The organism is Comamonas odontotermitis (genome assembly GCF_020080045.1).
Taxonomy (GTDB): domain Bacteria; phylum Pseudomonadota; class Gammaproteobacteria; order Burkholderiales; family Burkholderiaceae_C; genus Comamonas; species Comamonas odontotermitis.
Genome location: NZ_CP083451.1, coordinates 127014 through 144807 on the forward strand (window position 1 = coordinate 127014; position 17794 = coordinate 144807).

The following is a 17794-nucleotide window of genomic DNA, read 5'->3' on the forward strand; positions in this document are numbered from 1 at the left end:
CCACCACCACTGGGTTCCTTCATGGGCTGCCTACATGCAAACGCCCATGACAAGGACAGAACCTGCCCCCCAGGGACTTGCGGCGATTCCTGCAGGCACTGAAGAGCAATGCCACCCTGCACCCGTACCAGATAGCCATCAGTTCTGGTCCTTTCACTGACAGGGCAAACGTTTTTACGAACCCTCTGCCCTGCGCTCCATTGCGCCATATGCCTGTGCCGTGAAGCTGCCCGGTCTCCGGTGGCCAGCCCGCTGCGCCGATAAACACCGCTCCACACGGTCAGGCCCCGCAGATCACATGCGCTGGTGCTTCTTCAGCCGATCAGCGTTCATGTCCATCCGAGCCATCAAAACATGTATCCACAAGTCTCTATGGGCCACGGCATCCGCCTGCCGCTCACGGAGGTCACGCGTCCCGGAAATGGCTCGTCAACGCGCCACGGGCAAGGCATCGCCGCTTCTTTGCGAAAAACCTCTATTTAATAACAGGTTATCAACTTATCAACACCAAGGCGCACAAACGTTAGATTTCATCAATGTTATCAACAGATGCATGAACACTATGATTTCCATCAAAAGCCTCTGAAATTCCATCAAATACTGCCTATCTGTCGACTTTGTCTATAATTTTTTCACTTTTTCATTGCCGTTGATAGAGTTTTTATCCACTGAAATTTTCTTTTAAACTCAACAGCATGTGCATAACATGGTGTGTCATATTGACCATCATGCTTATCATCTTTTTTTGTTGATATCTTTGTATATCATTGGTTCAACTAAAAAATTTCGAAGTACGCTGTTGAAAACATAGGTTCATCGCATGCCGGAAGGACGTTCTGGCGCTTATTCACATAGCAAATTGGGAAATTGTGCATAAACGATATGGCTGTTACACCTGCTCATTTTTTTGTTGATAACCTCTACATAACTTCTGCAAGATTGCCAAACTTCATTTGAGAGCCCTTGTGGTTTCATTGTGAATAAAATTGAATTTGCTCGGACGCTTCCATTTGGCATTTTTTGTGGAATGAAAGTTATCCACTGATAGCCATGGTATAAATTGTGCATGAATCAGGCCCATCCATTGGTAAAAAATGCTTGTTTTTTAAGCATTCAGTGGCTGTCCGTGGTTCTAATCCATTCATCCAGAATTGCATATGACTTCCACCTTAATTCAATTTTTTTGAATTCTATTTTCAAAAAAATGCCTTTCCAGGCTCGAAGCTGAATTGTCGATTTTGAAAAAAGGCGGCGACAAGAGAGAGCGCAAGCACACTTTCCTGCGTAGCCAGCGAATACCGATGGCCCTGACTTGTGCAGCATTTCGTTGCGAAATGGGAAATCGCCCAATGACGAGAAGCTGCGCACCGATGGGTGGATGAGAGGCGATAGCAGGAGTCACCAGCGTGGCTCCTCATGGCCGAATCCCGTTCCACGCGCCATACAGATACTTACGGATAACCAGGTGGCAAGTTCGTGCAACTGAAGGCCGATGGCCTCGTCGAAGTCCGCTCCACTTGTGCCCCCCAAGGCGCCAACCCCGAGGCACGCGAGAGGCCTCTGCAACACCTGGTACACAAGCCGCATTCGGCCAGGTCAAGCCACACCAAATTCCTTTGAAGACTTGCTCTGGATCCTTCCTGCAAAGGTTGCGGTGCAGCTTTCCATCCATCGAAACAAGAGATCCGGCGCCCTCCTCCCTCATTCTCACCAAGGAAGACACGTGCGCGCGTAGGCTTCTGTTCTGTTGTGAATATTTCTGTGCATAAGTCCCCTCTGCAGAAAGATTGCCCACACCAATGAGAGACTGCACATTGTTGTCCCGGCCTATCCCTTGTACCTGGCGGGCCAGCCCACATGCCTATTTATTCTTATCTGTTTGATTTTTATAGAAAAATGGATTTATGCACAGGCATGCCTCATTTTTTAAGCCATTTCTTTTGTGGGTAACTCTCATGGCCGCCGTGGAATATCTGCTGCGGAAAGTGAAGCATGCACTCACTCCTTGTCGAAACATAGCTTCAATTGATTAATAATTAAGCAATAGATCTGCTGCTCAATAAATTTTCACGAAATATCATAAGGTTATACTTCGCCGCACCGCTGGCGTTATCTGTGGGTAACCATATGGTCCACAATAACTTATTCACAGAGGCGGAGCTTCCAGGCTACTTATCCACTTTGGAGTGACAGCAGCAGCAGTGACCCACACACAGGGTTGAAGAAAACGGAAGCCATTGAGAAAAAATGCGAATTGCAAGTTATCCACAAAAAGAAGCGCCTTCTACTACTACCTACTATTCTTTTAAACCTCTTAAAAGAAAAACAAAAAAGCAGTTTGGCAAGATTTCAAGATGCGGAAAATTTCACAATGCAGAAGAGAAATACAGATCTCGCTGCTTCGTGAATCCATGGAAGACGGAACCACACAGCAGTCAGCACCCTGGTTTCATCCACTGCACTGGCAGGCATTCCCATTTCTGTGGAAAACCATGTCTGTGTTCATGCGCTGTAGGTACTGGTCACCATGCTGCAGTTGTGCAAACATGCACATTCACGCATAGGATGTGCCTATGCTCCGGTTCGGCCAAAAGGCCGGACGCCCTCCTGTTGGCTTTCGGGTCTGTTCAATGTGTCCGTGCACAAGGCTTTCGCTGGCAATAAGGGGGAAGAGGCGGTATATGCGATGCCCAGCCCATGCACTGCTTGGAAGGTATTCACGACGGCATCTGCATTGGAGCGGAGCATGCGGAGGCACGACGGGCCAGACAAGGCTCTGGCATACGCCTATGGGCCCTTCAGGCCGCTTTGCAGGGCCTGGGAAGGTCGTCCCCCTGGGATGGGGTGCCGAGGGTTGCGGAGGCGATTGCAGCAGGCTGCAAGCAAGGGTGAGTGCGAAGAGATCGCCCGATTTCACTCCAACCCACTGTTGCAGCGCGAGGCGCTCGTAAACACGTTCTTAGGTGGCAAAGAGGCGTGAACCTGCATGCCCAAGGATTGCGGATAAAAAAACCGCCAGGCAGTGCTGGCGGCATGTTTTGAGAGAAGGGCTTGAGGGCAGGGGCCTTGTGCCTAGAAATGGCGCGCATAGCGCAGCTGTATGAAGTTTTCTCCAGGGTTGGGCCGTTTGATTGAAGCATTGGAGAAGTGCTCGATGCGCAGCATCCATTCGTTTTCACGCTTCATGCCGGTGAAATAGCCCAGGCCCAGATGCGAGCCGAAGTTGAACGCCGTGGAGAACCGCTTGTCGCGATTCTCGTAGAGGTGGTTGGAAACATAGCCACCAATGCCTGCTTCCACGAACCAGGGATACTGGCTTTTGCTGTGGAATCGCAGAACGGGCGTGAGGCCAAGGACAGCGATGTTGCGCCGGCCAGCCTGGTTGTCGCGTTCGGCATTCCACATACCCACGCTCAGATCCCAGTGGGCCGTGACCGCGTTGCCCCACCAGTAGGTGCGCCATTGCATGGGAATGGTGGAGCCAACGGTCACGGAGCGTCCATTGCTCTCGGCCAGGCCACCTTGCAGGTAGAGGGTTGGGCTTTGGCGCATGTCAGCAAACTGCGCATGCGCTGCTGCACTGGCACCGAAAAGGGCGCATGCACCCATAACAGAGATCAAGGTTCGATATGACATGACGTTGATGTTACATGCTGTCAAGCGAGCTGCCTGTCAGTGGAAGCTGTGTGTTGGCGGCGGTGTACGAGCCAGGCAACAGGCGCAGATGGAAGGCGCAGAAAAACGCCCTCCGGCCGTGGGGCGAGAGGGCGTTCCAGTGCCTGCGCAGGCCCGTGCCTGTTGGCTGGCAGCGCAGAGGAAGAGGGTGTGGTTCTATTTGCTGTCGGCTGCTGGAACAGTCTGTTCTGCATTTGCACCTTGACGATGGCCACGCCGCTCGTGCTGGCCTTTGCCACCAGGGCCATGGCGGTCGTGCATCTTCAGCGTTTCGGCATCAAATGTCTTTTGCTGCTCGGGCGTCAGTGCGGCATAGAAAGTCTTGGTGGCCTGGTGGCGCTGGTCCATCGCTGCCTGGCGTTTGGCGTGCATGGCCTGCATGGCGTCGATGCGCTCGGGGGTCGTCATGGCGGCAAAGGCCTTGCGGTCCGGATGGGCCGGGCGCTCTCCATGCATGGGGGGCTGCAAGGCTGCCACGTAGCTGTTCCACGCGCCTTCCTGGCTGGCGTTGAGCTTGAGCGCGGTTTTGAGTGCCTGCATGCGCTGCTCCATGCGCGCTTTGCGGGCCTGTGGGTCAGGGCGGTGGTGCTTTCCATGGGGCGCAGCCTGGGCGGTGGTGGCCGCCGGTGCATCGGCAGGGGAGGGTTGCGCGAACGCGGGTACCGACAAGGCGGCAAACATGGCGGTCACGATGGCGCTGCGTTGCAGGAGGGACATGGTGGTTTCCTTTCTTGTTGGGAAGGGCGGTGGCGGCGCCACTGCGATGGATGCAGTGTCCCGTGCAGATGTAAGAGTGCCGTGCCTGCTTGGTATGGCTGTGTAAAGAATTGCCAATTTGTTTGATGTCTCAGCACCGCTGCGTTTCAGTAAAAATGGCCGATAGCGCCCGTCAGGTGGGCGGTAATCTATCAAAAAACATAGCAATTGAGCCGCTTAGCAATGCTTCCCGGAGCCACACCCACGCACGCAGGCCGGAGCCTGTCGGATTCGCGGCACAATGGGTGGCAGATGAATGCGGCTGGTGACGGCCGCTTGTGTTTTTCAAGGCTGGCGCCTGCAGGCGGTCAGTCTCCCGAACAAAGGAATTGCATGTTCAAGAACATGATCTTCTACCGCATCTCCGAAGCCTGGCAGCCGGACTGGACCCAGCTGGATGAAGCGCTAGCCAAGCAGCAGTTTGAAGAGTGCGGCGCGACGCAGGAAAAATCTGTGGGCTGGGTGCCTCCGCGCGGCGAGGACAACGGTGCCATGGTCGAATCCGTAGGCGGCCAATGGATCATGCGACTGATGAGCGAGAGCAAGATGCTGCCCGCCAGCGTGCTCAACCGCAAGCTGGGTGACAAGCTGGCCCAGATCGAGGCCAAGGAAGGCCGCAAGCCAGGCAAGAAGGAAAAGCAGGAGCTCAAGGACGAATGCAAGCTCGACCTGCTGCCCATGGCTTTCACCAAGCAGGGCGGCCTGTGGGTCTGGATCGATCCGCAAGCGCGTCTGTTGGTGCTGGATACCGGCAGCCAGGGCAGGGCGGATGAGGTGGTGACCATGCTGGTGGAGGCGTCACCTGGCTTTGCAGTGGCTCTGATCGATACGCAGACCAGCCCGCAGGCGGCCATGGCAGGCTGGTTGCACAGCCATGATGCGCCAGCAGGCTTCACCATCGACCGTGAGTGCGAACTCAAGAGCGCCGATGAATCCAAGGCTGTGGTGCGCTATGCGCGCCATCCGCTCGATATCGACGAGATCCGCGAGCACATCGACCAGGGAAAGATGCCCACCAAGCTGGCCATGACCTGGGATGACCGTGTGAGCTTTGTGCTGACCGAAGGCCTGCAGCTCAAGAAGGTGGCCTTGCTGGATGTGGTGATGGAAGGCCAGGGCCAGGACGATGCGGGCTTTGACGCCGATGTAGCGATTGCCACGGGCGAGTTCAGCCAGCTGATTCCAGACCTGATCCAGGCGTTGGGCGGAGAAGGCCGTACCGAGCTTGGCCAGTTGCCCGATCGAGGTGACCGGGGAGATGCCAAAGGCCCGGTAGGCGGCGAAAACAGCGCTACAGCGGCTGAAAAGGCGGCAGGGCAGGGTGCAGGTGCCACGCAGACCAATAATGCGTCTGGCAACGATTTTGCGCGCCGTGCAGCCAGTGGTGGTGCCCATACAGGGCCGAGGCAGGCGCCGGTCGATGAAGACCCGGCCACTGCGCCGTTCTGATTCCCTGGGCCACTCCTGCACGCTGTAGGGCCCGGATGTGAGCACCTGGCGAAGAGGGAGTGACATTTCCCTGGTTGTCTGCCAAAGTGACTCGTCCTGTCATAGGTTGACACCTATTCGCGACTAATCTCCAGCCCAAGCTGGTTGGCGAGAGACGCCCGATGTACTGCATCGGGCGTTTTGTATTTTAGGGACAGGTGCGGCCGACGCTCGTTGTACAGCCGTACCGATTCGCCCACCATGGTGCGGGCTTGCGAGAGATCGGCAGGTCGTTGCAACAAGTATTCCATCTTGAGGATTCCATTGACCCGCTCAGCCAGAGCGTTTTGGTAGCAATCGTAGCCATCGGTCATGGAGCAGGTGATGCGGTTGCGTGCATGGATGCGCTGGTATTGAGCCGAGCAGTACTGAACACCTCTATCAGAGTGGTGTACGAGCGGCTGATCTGTTCGCCGCTGACGCAGTGCCATCTTCAACGCTTGGCTGACCTGCTTGGTCTCCAGACTATCGTGCACGTGCCAGCCCACGATCTTGCGCGAGTAGGCATCGGTCACCAGGCTCAGATAGGCAGTCTTCTCCTTGGTGGGTAGATACGTGATGTCAGCGACCCATAGCTGCTCACAACCACTTGCCACTGTTTTGGTCGGGCCCTCCTTGAGTAGATTGGGGTGCCTGCGGTAGTGATGATGGCTATTGGTGGTCTTGTGGTACGCATGCCGTGGCAGTACCAGCATGCGTGCTTGGCGCAGGACAATGAACAGTGCATCGCGCCCGATCTGGATTCCCGCCTGTTCAAGCGGCGGCTTGAGCAAGTGCAGCAGTTTGCGCGTGCCAATGCGTGGCTGATGGCGCCTCTCTTCACTGGCCAACTCCACCACCGCCTTGTCCCGCTCGCTGCGTGCACGCTGGCAGACCAGGCGCTTGTAGTGCGCTTGGCGGCTGATTCCCATGTAGCGGCAAGCCCTCGTGACGCTTAACCCTTTGACGAGCTTTTGCGTGAGGACTTGCCCGCAGGCTTTTTTGTGACTTGGACTCCGTAGTCGCGCTTGAGCACGTTCACTACCGCTTCAAAGAAGGCCGCTTTCTCGCGGGCTTCTTTCAGCTGCACTTCCAGCTCCTTGATGCGCTGCTCTGGAGTCAGCAGCTTGGGCGATTCAGGCATCTTCTGTAATCCTTTGCCCCTTGATGATGCAGCTTTCCAGTCCTGCCGTCCGTGCTTGCGAAGCCACACCAGTACAGTTGAGGCGCCCTGGATTCCGTACCGCTCATGGGCCTGCCGGTAGGTCAGCTCACCTCTTTCGACTTGATCGACTACCGCGAGTTTAAAAGCCAGCGTGTAGTCCCGTTGCGTTCTCTTAACCCACTGTTCCATTTGACTTTCCTTTCTGTTCTTCAGAAAGGTGTCAACCCAATTCAGGACGGGTCAAAGAAAAGAAAAAGAGCATCACGATGGATGCTCTTTTTTTATGAGCGCAGACAGTGCTTTCAATGGCAGCAGCCGGAGCTACCGTCAGTGGCGGGATCGGCCAGATTGTCCAGGATCGGGCAGTCGGGCCGGTGATCGCCATGGCAACTGTGTACCAGCTGCTGCAGCGATCGCTGCATGGACTGCATGGCAGCAATCCGTTCGCTGAGGACCTCGATATGCTTTTGCGCAATCTCCTTGACGGAACTGCTGGCGCGCTGCTTGTCGTTCCACAGGTTCAGCAGGGTTTCGATCTCCTCCATGGAAAAACCCAGATCGCGACTGCGGCGAATGAAGCGCAGCGTATGCACATCTGCTTCGCTGTAGAGCCGGTAGCCGCTGTCGGTGCGGCCCACATGGGGCAGCAGGTTCAACGATTCGTAGTGCCGCGCCATGCGGGCAGAAATACCTGCCAGCTGCGCAGCCTTGCTGATGGACACGGGCCATGCAATCGATGCGGCACCGGTTGCCTTGTGCAAACCAGATGCCAGTGGTGCTGCGCTGCTGTGAGCCATGTTCATTGCACCTGGTAGCCTTCAGCAGCAATGGCTGCTGCGATGGAATTGGCGGGCTGCACGGAATCCACGACCACCTTGCCCTGGGCGCGATCGATCTGCACCTTGGCGTTGGCATCCAGCGCTTTGACCGCATTGGTCACGGAACGCTCGCAGTGGCCGCAGGTCATGCCCTGTACGTGGAAGGTGTTCTGCATGGTGTTTCCTTTCAGTGGAAGTTGTTGATGTGCTTATGTTGAAAGTTAACACGATGTGAAGGTCAAGCGTGGGGGCATCTTTTTGATGGAGGTCAGAAACAAGGCTGCCCGCCCAAGAAAAAAAGCCTGTTTCACGTGAAACAGGCCTTGTGATGGGTGGAAGAAAAGCAGTTATTGCTTTTCGTCGGCAATCGCCTTTTGCACGGATGGGCGGGCACCCACACGTTCCAGGAACTTGCCAAGATTGGCCAGGCCCGAAACATCGACGCCTACGAACTTGGTCCAGCCGCACACCGTGAACAGATAACCATCGGCCACGGTGAACTGGGCACCCGTCAGATAGTCCTTGCCGGCGAGCTGCGAATCCACCCACGTCAGGCGCTTGAGGATCTGCGCACGGAACAGCTCCTTGGCGGCATCCGGCATGTTGGGGTTGAAGAGGGGCGAGAAGGTCTTGTGGATCTCCGTGCCGATGAAGGTCAGCCATTCCTGCAACTGGTAGCGCTCCCAGGTACCGTTGGCAGGTGCAAGCTTGGAGGCTGGCGCCTGATCGGCAATGTATTGCACGATGGCAGGGCCTTCGCGCAGCCGCTGACCGTTGTCCAGTTCCAGCACCGGCACATAGCCCAAGGGGTTGATGGTGTAGAAATCGGTGCCATCTTTGAGCTGGTGCGTTTTGGTGCTGGCCAACTCCAGGGTGAAGGGCAGGCCGGATTCCAGCAATGCGATGTGGGGCGACAGCGAGCAGGCGCCGGGAGAGAAATACAGCTTCATCTACATTCTCCTGTACAGGGTAAAAAGCCAAATGATGCTAGCGTGTTTCATAAAGCTTTGCAGGCCGGGTTCATCGGCACTGTTTCACGTGAAACAGCAATAACACGGCCCGCAGCGTGAAAACCCTCAAGTCATTAAAATACCAAGCCAATCCCCGCATATTCGCCACTTTTGCCCAAGGGCTGCAGAAGGGCATGAAACTGGCAGAGCGCATGCTTTGCGAGCCCTGGAATGAGGCTGTATGAGCCAGACCCCCTCTTATATCTATCCGCAAGAATTTGATGTCATCGTCGTTGGCGGCGGTCATGCCGGCACCGAAGCTGCGCTGGCTGCTGCACGCATGGGTTGCAAGACGCTGCTGCTGTCCCACAATATCGAAACCCTGGGGCAGATGAGCTGCAACCCTTCCATTGGCGGTATTGGCAAGGGCCACCTGGTCAAGGAAGTGGATGCGCTGGGCGGAGCCATGGCATTGGCTACCGACAAGGGTGGAATCCAGTTCCGTACGCTCAATAGCTCCAAGGGGCCCGCCGTGCGTGCCACGCGTGCCCAGGCAGACCGCATTCTCTACAAGGCCGCCATTCGCGAGGTGTTGGAGAACCAGCCCAACCTGTGGCTGTTTCAGCAGGCAGTGGATGACTTGATGGTGGAGGGCGACCGCGTGGTCGGCGCCGTCACCCAGGTTGGCATCCGTTTTCGCAGCCGTACCGTGGTGCTGACTGCAGGGACGTTCCTCGACGGCAAGATCCATGTGGGACTGAACAACTATGCGGCTGGCCGCGCGGGAGACCCGCCAGCAGTCAGCCTGTCTGGTCGCCTCAAGGAACTGAAGCTGCCGCAAGGACGCCTGAAGACCGGCACGCCGCCGCGTATCGATGGCCGCAGCATTGATTTCAGCCAGTGCGAAGAGCAACCCGGTGACGGCATGCCCGGTGGTGTGAACGAGGGCCATGTGCCAGTGTTCAGCTTCATGGGCAACACCGCCATGCACCCACGCCAGGTTCCGTGCTGGATCACGCACACCAATGCACGCACCCACGAGATCATCCGCAGCGGCTTTGACCGCAGCCCCATGTTCACAGGCAAGATCGAGGGTGTGGGGCCGCGATACTGCCCCAGTGTGGAAGACAAGATCAACCGCTTTGCCGACAAGGAAAGCCACCAGATCTTCCTGGAGCCCGAAGGCCTGACCACCCACGAGTTCTACCCCAACGGCATCTCTACCAGCTTGCCGTTCGATATTCAGTACGAACTGGTGCGCTCGATGAAAGGCTTGGAGAACGCCCACATCCTGCGTCCCGGCTACGCCATTGAATACGACTACTTCGATCCACGCTCGCTCAAGAGCAGCTTCGAGACCAAACAGATCCAGGGCCTGTTCTTTGCCGGACAGATCAACGGTACGACGGGCTATGAAGAGGCGGCGGCCCAGGGCCTGTTTGCGGGCCTGAATGCTGCCCTGCAATGCCGGGGCGAAGGCCCCTGGATGCCGGGGCGCGACGAGGCGTATCTGGGTGTTCTGGTGGACGATCTGATCACCAAGGGCGTGACCGAGCCCTACCGCATGTTCACCAGCCGCGCGGAGTTCCGCCTGCAGTTGCGTGAAGACAATGCCGATATGCGCCTGACCGAAGTGGGTCGCAAGATGGGCCTGATAGATGATGCGCGTTGGGATGCCTTCAGCCGCAAGCGCGATGCTGTTTCACGTGAAACAGAACGCCTGAAGACTACCTGGGTGAATCCGCGCATCGTGGCTGCCCAAGAAGCAGAGCGTGTACTGGGCAAGGCCATGGAACGTGAATACAACCTGTTTGACCTGCTCCGCCGCCCGGGGGTGGATTACGCCACGTTGATGAGCATGAACGAGGGGGCCTACCGCTCGGACGCTGTTTCACGTGAAACACTGGGCGAGCTGGGTGATTCGGTGGTGGAGCAGGTGGAGATCGGTGCCAAGTACTCGGGCTATATCGACCGCCAGAAGGACGAGGTGGAACGTGCGGCCCATTACGAGAAACTGCGCCTCCCGGCTGAACTGGACTATATGCAGGTGACGGCCTTGTCCTTTGAAGTGCGCCAGAAGCTTCAGACACACCGGCCCGAAACACTGGGTCAGGCATCGCGTATTTCCGGTGTCACGCCTGCCGCCATTTCTCTGTTGATGGTGCACTTGAAGAAGGGCGGCTTCAAAGGATTCTCAGCAACCGAAGAGGCAAGCATCGCATGAGCGCCGCATTGGAAAACAAGCTGCGTGACGGAGTGCTGCAGCTGGGATTGGCGCTGGATGATGGCCAGATCGGGCTGCTGATGGCTTTTCTGGACTTGCTGCAGAAATGGAACAAGGTCTACAACCTGACCTCGGTGCGAGATCCGCAGGAGATGCTGACCCACCATTTGCTCGACAGCCTGGCAGCCGTTGTGCCCTTGCAGCGTTATCTGGCAGGCAAGGCATTGGTGGAACCCAAGCTGCTGGATGTGGGCTCGGGCGGTGGATTGCCGGCCGTGGTGTTTGCGATCTGCCTGCCGCAGCTCGATGTGAGCTGTGTGGACACCGTGGGCAAGAAGATCGCTTTCATTCAGCAGGTGGCAGCCAATCTGCGGCTGCGCAATCTGCGCGGTATCCAGTCGCGAGTCGAGAACCTGGCGCAGCAGTACGACGTGGTCAGCTGCCGTGCCTTTGCTGCGCTGCAGGATTTCACGGCCTGGTCGCAGCAGACCTTGAAGGCTTCCGGCATCTGGCTGGCCATGAAGGCCAAGCGTCCCGATGATGAACTGGCATTGCTGCCTGCCGGTGTGCAGGTGCTGCAGATCGAGCCACTCGTGGTGCCGGGACTCGATGCCGAACGCTGCATTGTATGGATGCAGAAAACGCCAGCTGCTGCATAAGCCGCTGAAAACCAATGTGAACAAGGCCCCGGTTTCGGGGCTTTTTGCTGACGTTTCGGGCCGTAACGGCGCGCTTTTGCTGGCTGGAAGGCGAGGGTGTCGTTTACACTCAGGGTTTCATCGCAGCAGGTGGGATATGTTTGGCATTTCCGACTACGGTGCATTCGTGGTGGCCGTAATCCTTTTCTTGATGATTCCGGGACCGGGCAATCTGGCGCTGATCACCTCCACCGGCAAGGGTGGAATCTGGGCTGGGATGGCCGTATGCCTGGGCTGCATGGCCGCCGATCAGGTGCTGATGTGGCTGGCAGTGGCCGGTGTGGCTGCAGTGATGACGGCCTACCCTGCGGCTTTCCAGGCTGTGCAGTGGATAGGGGCGGTCTACCTGGCATGGATCGGCTACAAGCTGATCACCGCCAAGCCAGGCGATCAGCCGGTCATCAGGATTGAGCCGCGCCACTATTTCAAGCAAGGCTTCCTCATCACCTTGATGAACCCCAAGGCCATTGTTTTTTACATGGCGTTCTTTCCGCTGTTTGTCGATCCGGCAACGCATCGCGGCATTCCGACGTTTGCCCTGATGGCGGCGACGGTGGCGGTGATCAGTCTGGTGTACTGCACGATCGTTGTGGTGATCACCAAGACCCTGGCCGAACGTTTGCGCGCCAATCCGTCGGTCGTCAAATGGCTGGAGAAGACCGCCGGTGTGTTTTTGATTGGTTTCGGCCTGAAGCTGGCCCTCACCAAGTAAGTATTGGATTGAAGCGAACTTTCATGGCAAAAATCTTTTGTATCGCCAACCAGAAGGGCGGCGTGGGCAAGACGACCACGGCAGTCAATCTGGCTGCAGGCCTGGCCAAGGTGAAGCAGCGGGTGCTGCTGGTGGATCTCGATCCGCAGGGCAATGCCACCATGGGTTCGGGCATTGACAAGCGCGCACTCGAAACCTCGGTCTACGATGTGCTGCTGGAGTCGAACACCATCAAGGAAGCGGCAGTGTACTCAGACAAGTGCGGCTACTGGGTGCTGGGAGCCAACCGTGAGCTGTCAGGTGCCGAGGTGGAACTGGTGGAGCTGGAGCGCCGTGAAAAGCGCCTGAAGGCTGCGCTTGACGCCGCCAATGGTGACTTTGATTTCGTGCTGATCGATTGCCCGCCCAGCCTGTCGATGCTGACCCTGAACGGCCTTTGCTCGGCCCATGGCGTGATCGTTCCGATGCAGTGCGAGTACTTCGCGCTCGAAGGCCTGACCGATCTGGTCAACACCATCAAGCAGGTGCATGCCAACCTCAACAAAGATCTGGAGATCATCGGCCTGCTGCGCGTGATGTTTGATCCGCGCATCACCTTGCAGCAGCAGGTGAGCGACCAGCTCAAGGACCATTTTGGCGACAAGGTGTTCGACACCGTCATTCCGCGCAATGTACGCCTGGCCGAGGCACCCAGCTATGGCCTGCCCGGTGTGGTATTTGACCCGTCTGCCAAGGGCAGCAAGGCATTCGTCGAGTTTGCCAAAGAGATGGTCAAGCGCATCAAATCGATGAAATGAGCCAGCCCTGCTTGCCAGGGAAACGGGCCTCCACATGCATCGCATGGGAGGCCTTTTTGTTGGCAAGTGTGGCGGCGCATTGCAGCGGGCAGACAATCAGGCACAATAAGCGCTTGATATTTTGAAAGAAATTGGCCTGTAGCGCATATCTGTAAAGCGCTGATAGCTATAAAAAAGAGAGTATGCAATTCTTGTCCGTCAAACTGCTGCCAGGCTGGCAAAACAGCGGCCCGGGCCACTGGCAAACCGTGTGGGAAGAAGAATTTGGCTACGAACGCGTACAGCAGCACGATTGGATGCGCCCCAAGCGCGGGGATTGGACCGCACGGCTGCAGGAAGTGATCGTGGATGCGCCAGAGCCCGTGGTGCTGGTGGCGCACAGCCTGGGCTGCATTCTGACCGCTTGGTGGGCCGCGCATTCGCCGCAGGCGGCGCACAAGGTGCGTGGCGCACTGCTGGTGGCGCCTGGTGATGTAGATCGGCCGGATCTGGCCGAGTTGATTCCCGGTTGGTCGCCCATTGCACTGCAAAGGCTGCCGTTCCCCTCCATCCTGGTGGGCAGCCAGAACGATCCGTACTGCAGCGCAGAGCGCGCCAGGCTGCTGGCAGACAGCTGGGGTGCCCGCTGGGTGGACCAGGGCAACTGCGGCCACATCAACGCGGAATCCGAGCTGGGCAACTGGCCACTGGGGCAAGGCCTGCTGGCCGAACTGAGCGCCGTTGCGGCAGCCAAAAACCAAAGGTGAACAAAACCATGGCAACCAAAAAACCCAAGGGCCTGGGACGCGGCCTCGAAGCATTGCTCGGCCCCAAGGTGGAAGCAGCGCCGCAGACCACAGAAGACAAGGGCCACAACCCCCACCAGCTCGCGCTGGAAGACATGGTGCCCGGCATCTACCAGCCGCGCACGCGCATGGATGAAGGGGCGCTGTACGAGCTGGCCGAAAGCATCAAGGCCCAGGGCATCATGCAGCCGATTCTGGTGCGCAGGCTCACGCAGGGCGAGCATGCGGGCAAGTACGAAATCATTGCTGGCGAGCGGCGCTTTCGTGCGGCGCGCATTGCAGGCCTCGCTGAGGTGCCGGTGCTGGTGCGCGAAGTGCCTGACGAGGCAGCCGCTGCCATGGCACTGATTGAAAACATCCAGCGCGAAGACCTCAATCCGCTGGAAGAAGCACAAGGCCTCTCGCGTCTGGTGGGCGAATTCAACATGACGCATGAGCAGGCCGCGCAAGCCGTTGGCCGCTCGCGTTCGGCTGCATCCAACCTGCTGCGCCTCTTGAATCTGGCCGAGCCGGTGCAGACCATGCTGATGGCTGGTGACCTGGACATGGGCCATGCCCGTGCCCTGCTGGTGCTGGACCGTGCCGCGCAGATCACTGCAGCCAACCAGATCAATGCGCGCAAGCTGAGTGTGCGCGAGGCTGAGAGTCTGGTCAAAAAGGTGAGCGCAGAGTTCTCGGGAGAAACCCCGGTCAAGGCCAAACCAGCCAAATCGCGCGATTTGAAGCGTGTGGAAGAAGAGCTCTCCGACCTATTGATGGCAGAGGTGGAGGTGCGCGTGAAAAAGCGCGTCAAACGTGCTGGCAAGGTGGAGGAGATGGGGGAGCTCGTGATCCAGTTCGGCTCGCTCGATGCCCTTAATGGATTAATTGATAAATTACGCGGATAATTCTGGCTCTGCGTAATTTGCAAAATTGTTTGTCTTTGCAACATTTTGTCGCAATTTACGCGCCGTTGCCACCTTGATCGAGAGCAAATCTTGATGCCATTTGGCGAGGGATTTTCTACAATTGACGGCGTTTATCGGACCGATAGTGGTGGTTTGAACCCAGGCAGTGCTCCTGGGTTTCTTTGTAAAAGTAATTGAAAACTTGCGGGAGCTACACATGAAGAAACTGGCATTGGCGGCACTGGCCGTATTGGCATTGGCAGGCTGCGAATCCACGGGCATGAAGCTGGGCGGCGGCACCAACAACACCGTGACCGGTGGCGCCGCAGGCGGCAGCAGCCAGGGCGAGAACAGCCAGTTGGAAAAGTGCGACTCTCCCGTGGGCACCGTCTCGCTGGTGGAGAACCAGCAAGCGGGCTGGTACACCATCCTGCGCAACGAATACCGCCTGCCTCCCACCGCCAATCTGCTGCGCGTGCTGATCCAGCAATCGAACTGCTTCGTAGTGGTGGAGCGCAGCGCTGCCGGCATGAACGCGATGAACCGCGAGCGCGCCATGATGGACAACGGCGAAATGCGCAAGGGCAGCAACTTCGGCAAGGGCCAGGTGGTGGCTTCGGACTACGGTCTGACGCCTGAAGTGACCTTCAGCGAAGACAACGCAGGTGGCTTTGGTGCTGCCCTGGGCGGTATTCTGGGTGGCCGTGGTGGCAGCGCCCTGGGTGGCGTTGCCGCCAACAGCAAGACGCGCGAGGCCTCGGCCATGTTGACCCTGGTGGACAACCGCTCGGGCGTGCAGGTGTCGTCCTCCACCGGTAACGCCAGCAACACCGACTGGGGTGGCTTTGGCACCCTGTTCGGTGGCTCGGCGGGCGCCAGCATCGGCGGTTACTCCAACACCTCGCAAGGCAAGGTGGTGTCGGCCGCGTTTGTCGACGCCTACAACCAGATGGTGCGCGCGCTGCGCAACTACAAGGCACAGGCTGTCAAGGGTCAGGGCCTGGGCGGCGGCGGCCGCCTGTCGGTGGACGGCTCGGCAGCGCCCAGCCAGACGTCGGCCCCCGGCGCCAAGACCAATGTGCGCATGACCATGAAGCAGGCCCAGCAGCGTTTGAACGAATTGGGCTTTGATGTGGGCACGCCCGATGGCGCCGCAGGCCCGCGTACGCAGAATGCACTGCGCACCTTCCAGCAGGATCAGGGTCTGCCCGTGACCGGCCGCCTGGATCAGGCCACGATGCGTCAACTGTCGGAATAACATTTTCCGCGCCTGCAGACACAGGCCTCCAAAACCCGCTCAGGCGGGTTTTTTCACGTCTGGGCTACCCATGGGTGCATTTGGACGCTGAGGCGCACCAAGTAACTTCTGGAGCGCTTGGCGAGGCATGGAATGGTGGGAGAGTGGGGAGAGGGTAGCAGCAGCAATCTCGCACCCTTTGCGTGCGAATTGTGCGCTGGGCTACCCTCAATGGCTTTGTCATTGGAGCGGCCAGACACAGGCCGCGCACAAGGAGAGAGAGCCATGCTGACCGCTATGCCGCCCTTCTGGGCATCCTGGCTGTACCGGCCGGTGGAATTGCGCATCGATGTGAGCCCGATTCCACCCAAGCAACTGGAAGGCGAATGCGCCTCCATCCATGATCGCATCAACACCCCGGGTGATTGCCTGCACGGGATTGCTGAAATTCCGCTGTCCGATCCCCGTTTCGCCATCCGCTACCGCGCGGCCGATGGTGAGTTTTACGTCTACGTTGAAGACCTGCAGGCGCACCGTATTGCAGGTTTCACCGTGTTCAACCGCCTGATCGAGCTGGACAAGCGCGCCGACCGCATCATTCGCGGCCCCCATTCCAAATTCGATGTGGCCTACCAGCGCAAGGGACTGGCATCGTGCATCTACCGCTGGGCCCTGGATGCCGGGCTGTGCCTCGTCACCGGTGCCCGCCAGTCGCCTGGCGCCCACGCGCTGTGGCATAAGCTGGCGCGCGATTACCGGCTCGGCTATGTCGATATCGCCGACAAGAAAATGCGGTACCTGGGCAACAGCGTCGAGCCGCAGGTGCTGAACCACCTGAACACCCGCATGTTCCTGCTGGGCAAGGGCTGGAGCCTGGGCAGTTTTGCCGCTGCTGCACGCATGCAGATCGACTGAATTCGATGCGCCTTCAGGCGCGCCATGCATGCCGAAGCAGTACCGGTAGGAGGCGCATCAGCGTGGCCGCATCATCACCCGCTTGCCTGCTTCGCTGATCGTGAAATAGTCGCCCGGCCCGCCGCCGCGCAGCAGGGGCTGGCCTGCGGCCGTCTGGTAGATGCCATCCTTTAGCAGCCGCTCGTCGATATGCACCATCACTACCTCGCCCAACACCAGCCAAGTGGGTACCTGCACGCCATCGGCGCCCTGCAGCTGGATGATCTGCGTGCAGCGGCATTCCATGGACACCGGACTGGCCTGCACGCGCGGCGGCTTCACCTTGACGGAAGACTCGGCCGCAAGCCCCGCCAGTTCAAACTCGTCGACCTCTGGTGCCACGGCGGCGCAGCTCTGGTTCATGGGCACGGCCAGCGGCTCGCTCGCCAGGTTCCAGACGAATTCGCGTGTGGCTTCGATGTTGGCCAGGGTGTCCTTGCGGCCAATGCTGGCAAAGCCGACGATGGGCGGAACATAGTTGAACGCGTTGAAAAAGCTGTAAGGCGCCAGATTGCGCACGCCAGTGCTGCTCAGGCTGGAGATCCAGCCAATCGGGCGCGGGCCGACAATCGCGTTGAAAGGGTCATGCGGCAGGCGGTGGCCCAGGCGGGGATCGTAGCTGTGGAGTGGCATGGATTTGCTATAAAAAATAGAGCTATCTGCGCAATA

Annotated in this window: 16 protein-coding genes; 9 read left to right on the plus strand and 7 right to left on the minus strand. The window is 58.1% G+C overall.

From position 1 onward, the window contains the following. Positions 1 to 3072 precede the first annotated feature (3072 nt). Together LAD35_RS00555 and LAD35_RS00560 are read right to left on the minus strand one after the other, a co-directional pair. The gene (locus tag LAD35_RS00555) at positions 3073 to 3552 is read right to left on the minus strand and encodes an acyloxyacyl hydrolase (protein WP_224150831.1); all 480 of its coding nucleotides are present in this window, start codon (positions 3550 to 3552) and stop codon (positions 3073 to 3075) included. Between the two features lie 279 nt (positions 3553 to 3831). Beyond that, a complete protein-coding gene (locus LAD35_RS00560) occupies positions 3832 to 4392 on the minus strand; it encodes a Spy/CpxP family protein refolding chaperone (protein WP_224150832.1) in 561 nt (186 codons plus the stop codon). Positions 4393 to 4764: 372 nt separating this feature from the next. On the opposite strand from LAD35_RS00560, the gene LAD35_RS00565 reads away from it, so the two are divergent. Further along, a complete protein-coding gene (locus tag LAD35_RS00565) occupies positions 4765 to 5880 on the plus strand; it encodes a recombination-associated protein RdgC (RefSeq protein ID WP_224150833.1) in 1116 nt (371 codons plus the stop codon). Positions 5881 to 5993: 113 nt separating this feature from the next. On the opposite strand, the gene LAD35_RS00570 is transcribed toward LAD35_RS00565, so the two are convergent. The 4 genes from LAD35_RS00570 to gstA form a co-directional block, all read right to left on the minus strand. Then, a protein-coding gene (locus LAD35_RS00570) for an IS3 family transposase (RefSeq protein ID WP_396022766.1) occupies positions 5994 to 7252 on the minus strand; the annotation gives its coding sequence in 2 pieces (ribosomal slippage) (positions 5994 to 6904 and positions 6904 to 7252; 1260 coding nt in all). A gap of 113 nt (positions 7253 to 7365) precedes the next feature. Next, on the minus strand, positions 7366 to 7860 hold the full coding sequence (gene cueR / locus LAD35_RS00575) for a Cu(I)-responsive transcriptional regulator (protein ID WP_224150835.1): 495 nt from the start codon (positions 7858 to 7860) through the stop codon (positions 7366 to 7368). A gap of 2 nt (positions 7861 to 7862) precedes the next feature. Beyond that, positions 7863 to 8057, minus strand: coding sequence for a heavy-metal-associated domain-containing protein (locus tag LAD35_RS00580; protein ID WP_224150836.1), 195 nt, complete (start codon positions 8055 to 8057; stop codon positions 7863 to 7865). A 171-nt stretch (positions 8058 to 8228) separates the two neighbouring features. Then, positions 8229 to 8831 (minus strand): glutathione transferase GstA, encoded by a 603-nt coding sequence (gstA, locus tag LAD35_RS00585; protein WP_224150837.1) that lies wholly within the window; start codon positions 8829 to 8831, stop codon positions 8229 to 8231. 241 nt (positions 8832 to 9072) lie between these two features. On the opposite strand from gstA, the gene mnmG reads away from it, so the two are divergent. The 8 genes from mnmG (at position 9073) to LAD35_RS00625 (ending at position 17086) form a co-directional block, all read left to right on the plus strand. After that, positions 9073 to 11055 carry a tRNA uridine-5-carboxymethylaminomethyl(34) synthesis enzyme MnmG gene (gene mnmG, locus LAD35_RS00590; RefSeq protein ID WP_224150838.1) on the plus strand — a complete coding sequence of 661 codons (1983 nt, stop codon included), beginning with the start codon at positions 9073 to 9075 and terminating at the stop codon, positions 11053 to 11055. Continuing rightward, positions 11052 to 11714 carry a 16S rRNA (guanine(527)-N(7))-methyltransferase RsmG gene (rsmG, locus tag LAD35_RS00595; protein ID WP_224150839.1) on the plus strand — a complete coding sequence of 221 codons (663 nt, stop codon included), beginning with the start codon at positions 11052 to 11054 and terminating at the stop codon, positions 11712 to 11714. The genes mnmG and rsmG overlap by 4 nt, the downstream gene beginning before the upstream one ends. Positions 11715 to 11850: 136 nt before the next feature. Next, on the plus strand, positions 11851 to 12465 hold the full coding sequence (locus LAD35_RS00600) for a LysE family translocator (protein WP_224150840.1): 615 nt from the start codon (positions 11851 to 11853) through the stop codon (positions 12463 to 12465). Positions 12466 to 12488: 23 nt separating this feature from the next. After that, positions 12489 to 13262: a ParA family protein gene (locus LAD35_RS00605; protein ID WP_224150841.1), complete on the plus strand. Its 774-nt coding sequence runs from the start codon at positions 12489 to 12491 to the stop codon at positions 13260 to 13262. 182 nt (positions 13263 to 13444) lie between these two features. Continuing rightward, a complete protein-coding gene (locus LAD35_RS00610) occupies positions 13445 to 14008 on the plus strand; it encodes an RBBP9/YdeN family alpha/beta hydrolase (protein ID WP_224150842.1) in 564 nt (187 codons plus the stop codon). Positions 14009 to 14016: 8 nt separating this feature from the next. Next, positions 14017 to 14934: a ParB/RepB/Spo0J family partition protein gene (locus LAD35_RS00615; protein ID WP_224150843.1), complete on the plus strand. Its 918-nt coding sequence runs from the start codon at positions 14017 to 14019 to the stop codon at positions 14932 to 14934. Between the two features lie 217 nt (positions 14935 to 15151). Then, positions 15152 to 16192: a peptidoglycan-binding protein gene (locus LAD35_RS00620; protein ID WP_224150844.1), complete on the plus strand. Its 1041-nt coding sequence runs from the start codon at positions 15152 to 15154 to the stop codon at positions 16190 to 16192. Positions 16193 to 16456: 264 nt separating this feature from the next. Beyond that, complete coding sequence (locus LAD35_RS00625) at positions 16457 to 17086, plus strand: N-acetyltransferase (RefSeq protein ID WP_224150845.1); 630 nt, start codon at positions 16457 to 16459, stop codon at positions 17084 to 17086. Between the two features lie 57 nt (positions 17087 to 17143). Here the strand turns inward: LAD35_RS00625 and LAD35_RS00630 are convergent, their stop codons facing one another. Then, entirely contained in the window at positions 17144 to 17758 is a 615-nt protein-coding gene (locus LAD35_RS00630) for a flavin reductase family protein (protein ID WP_224150846.1), read from the minus strand. Between the last annotated feature and the right edge of the window lie 36 nt (positions 17759 to 17794).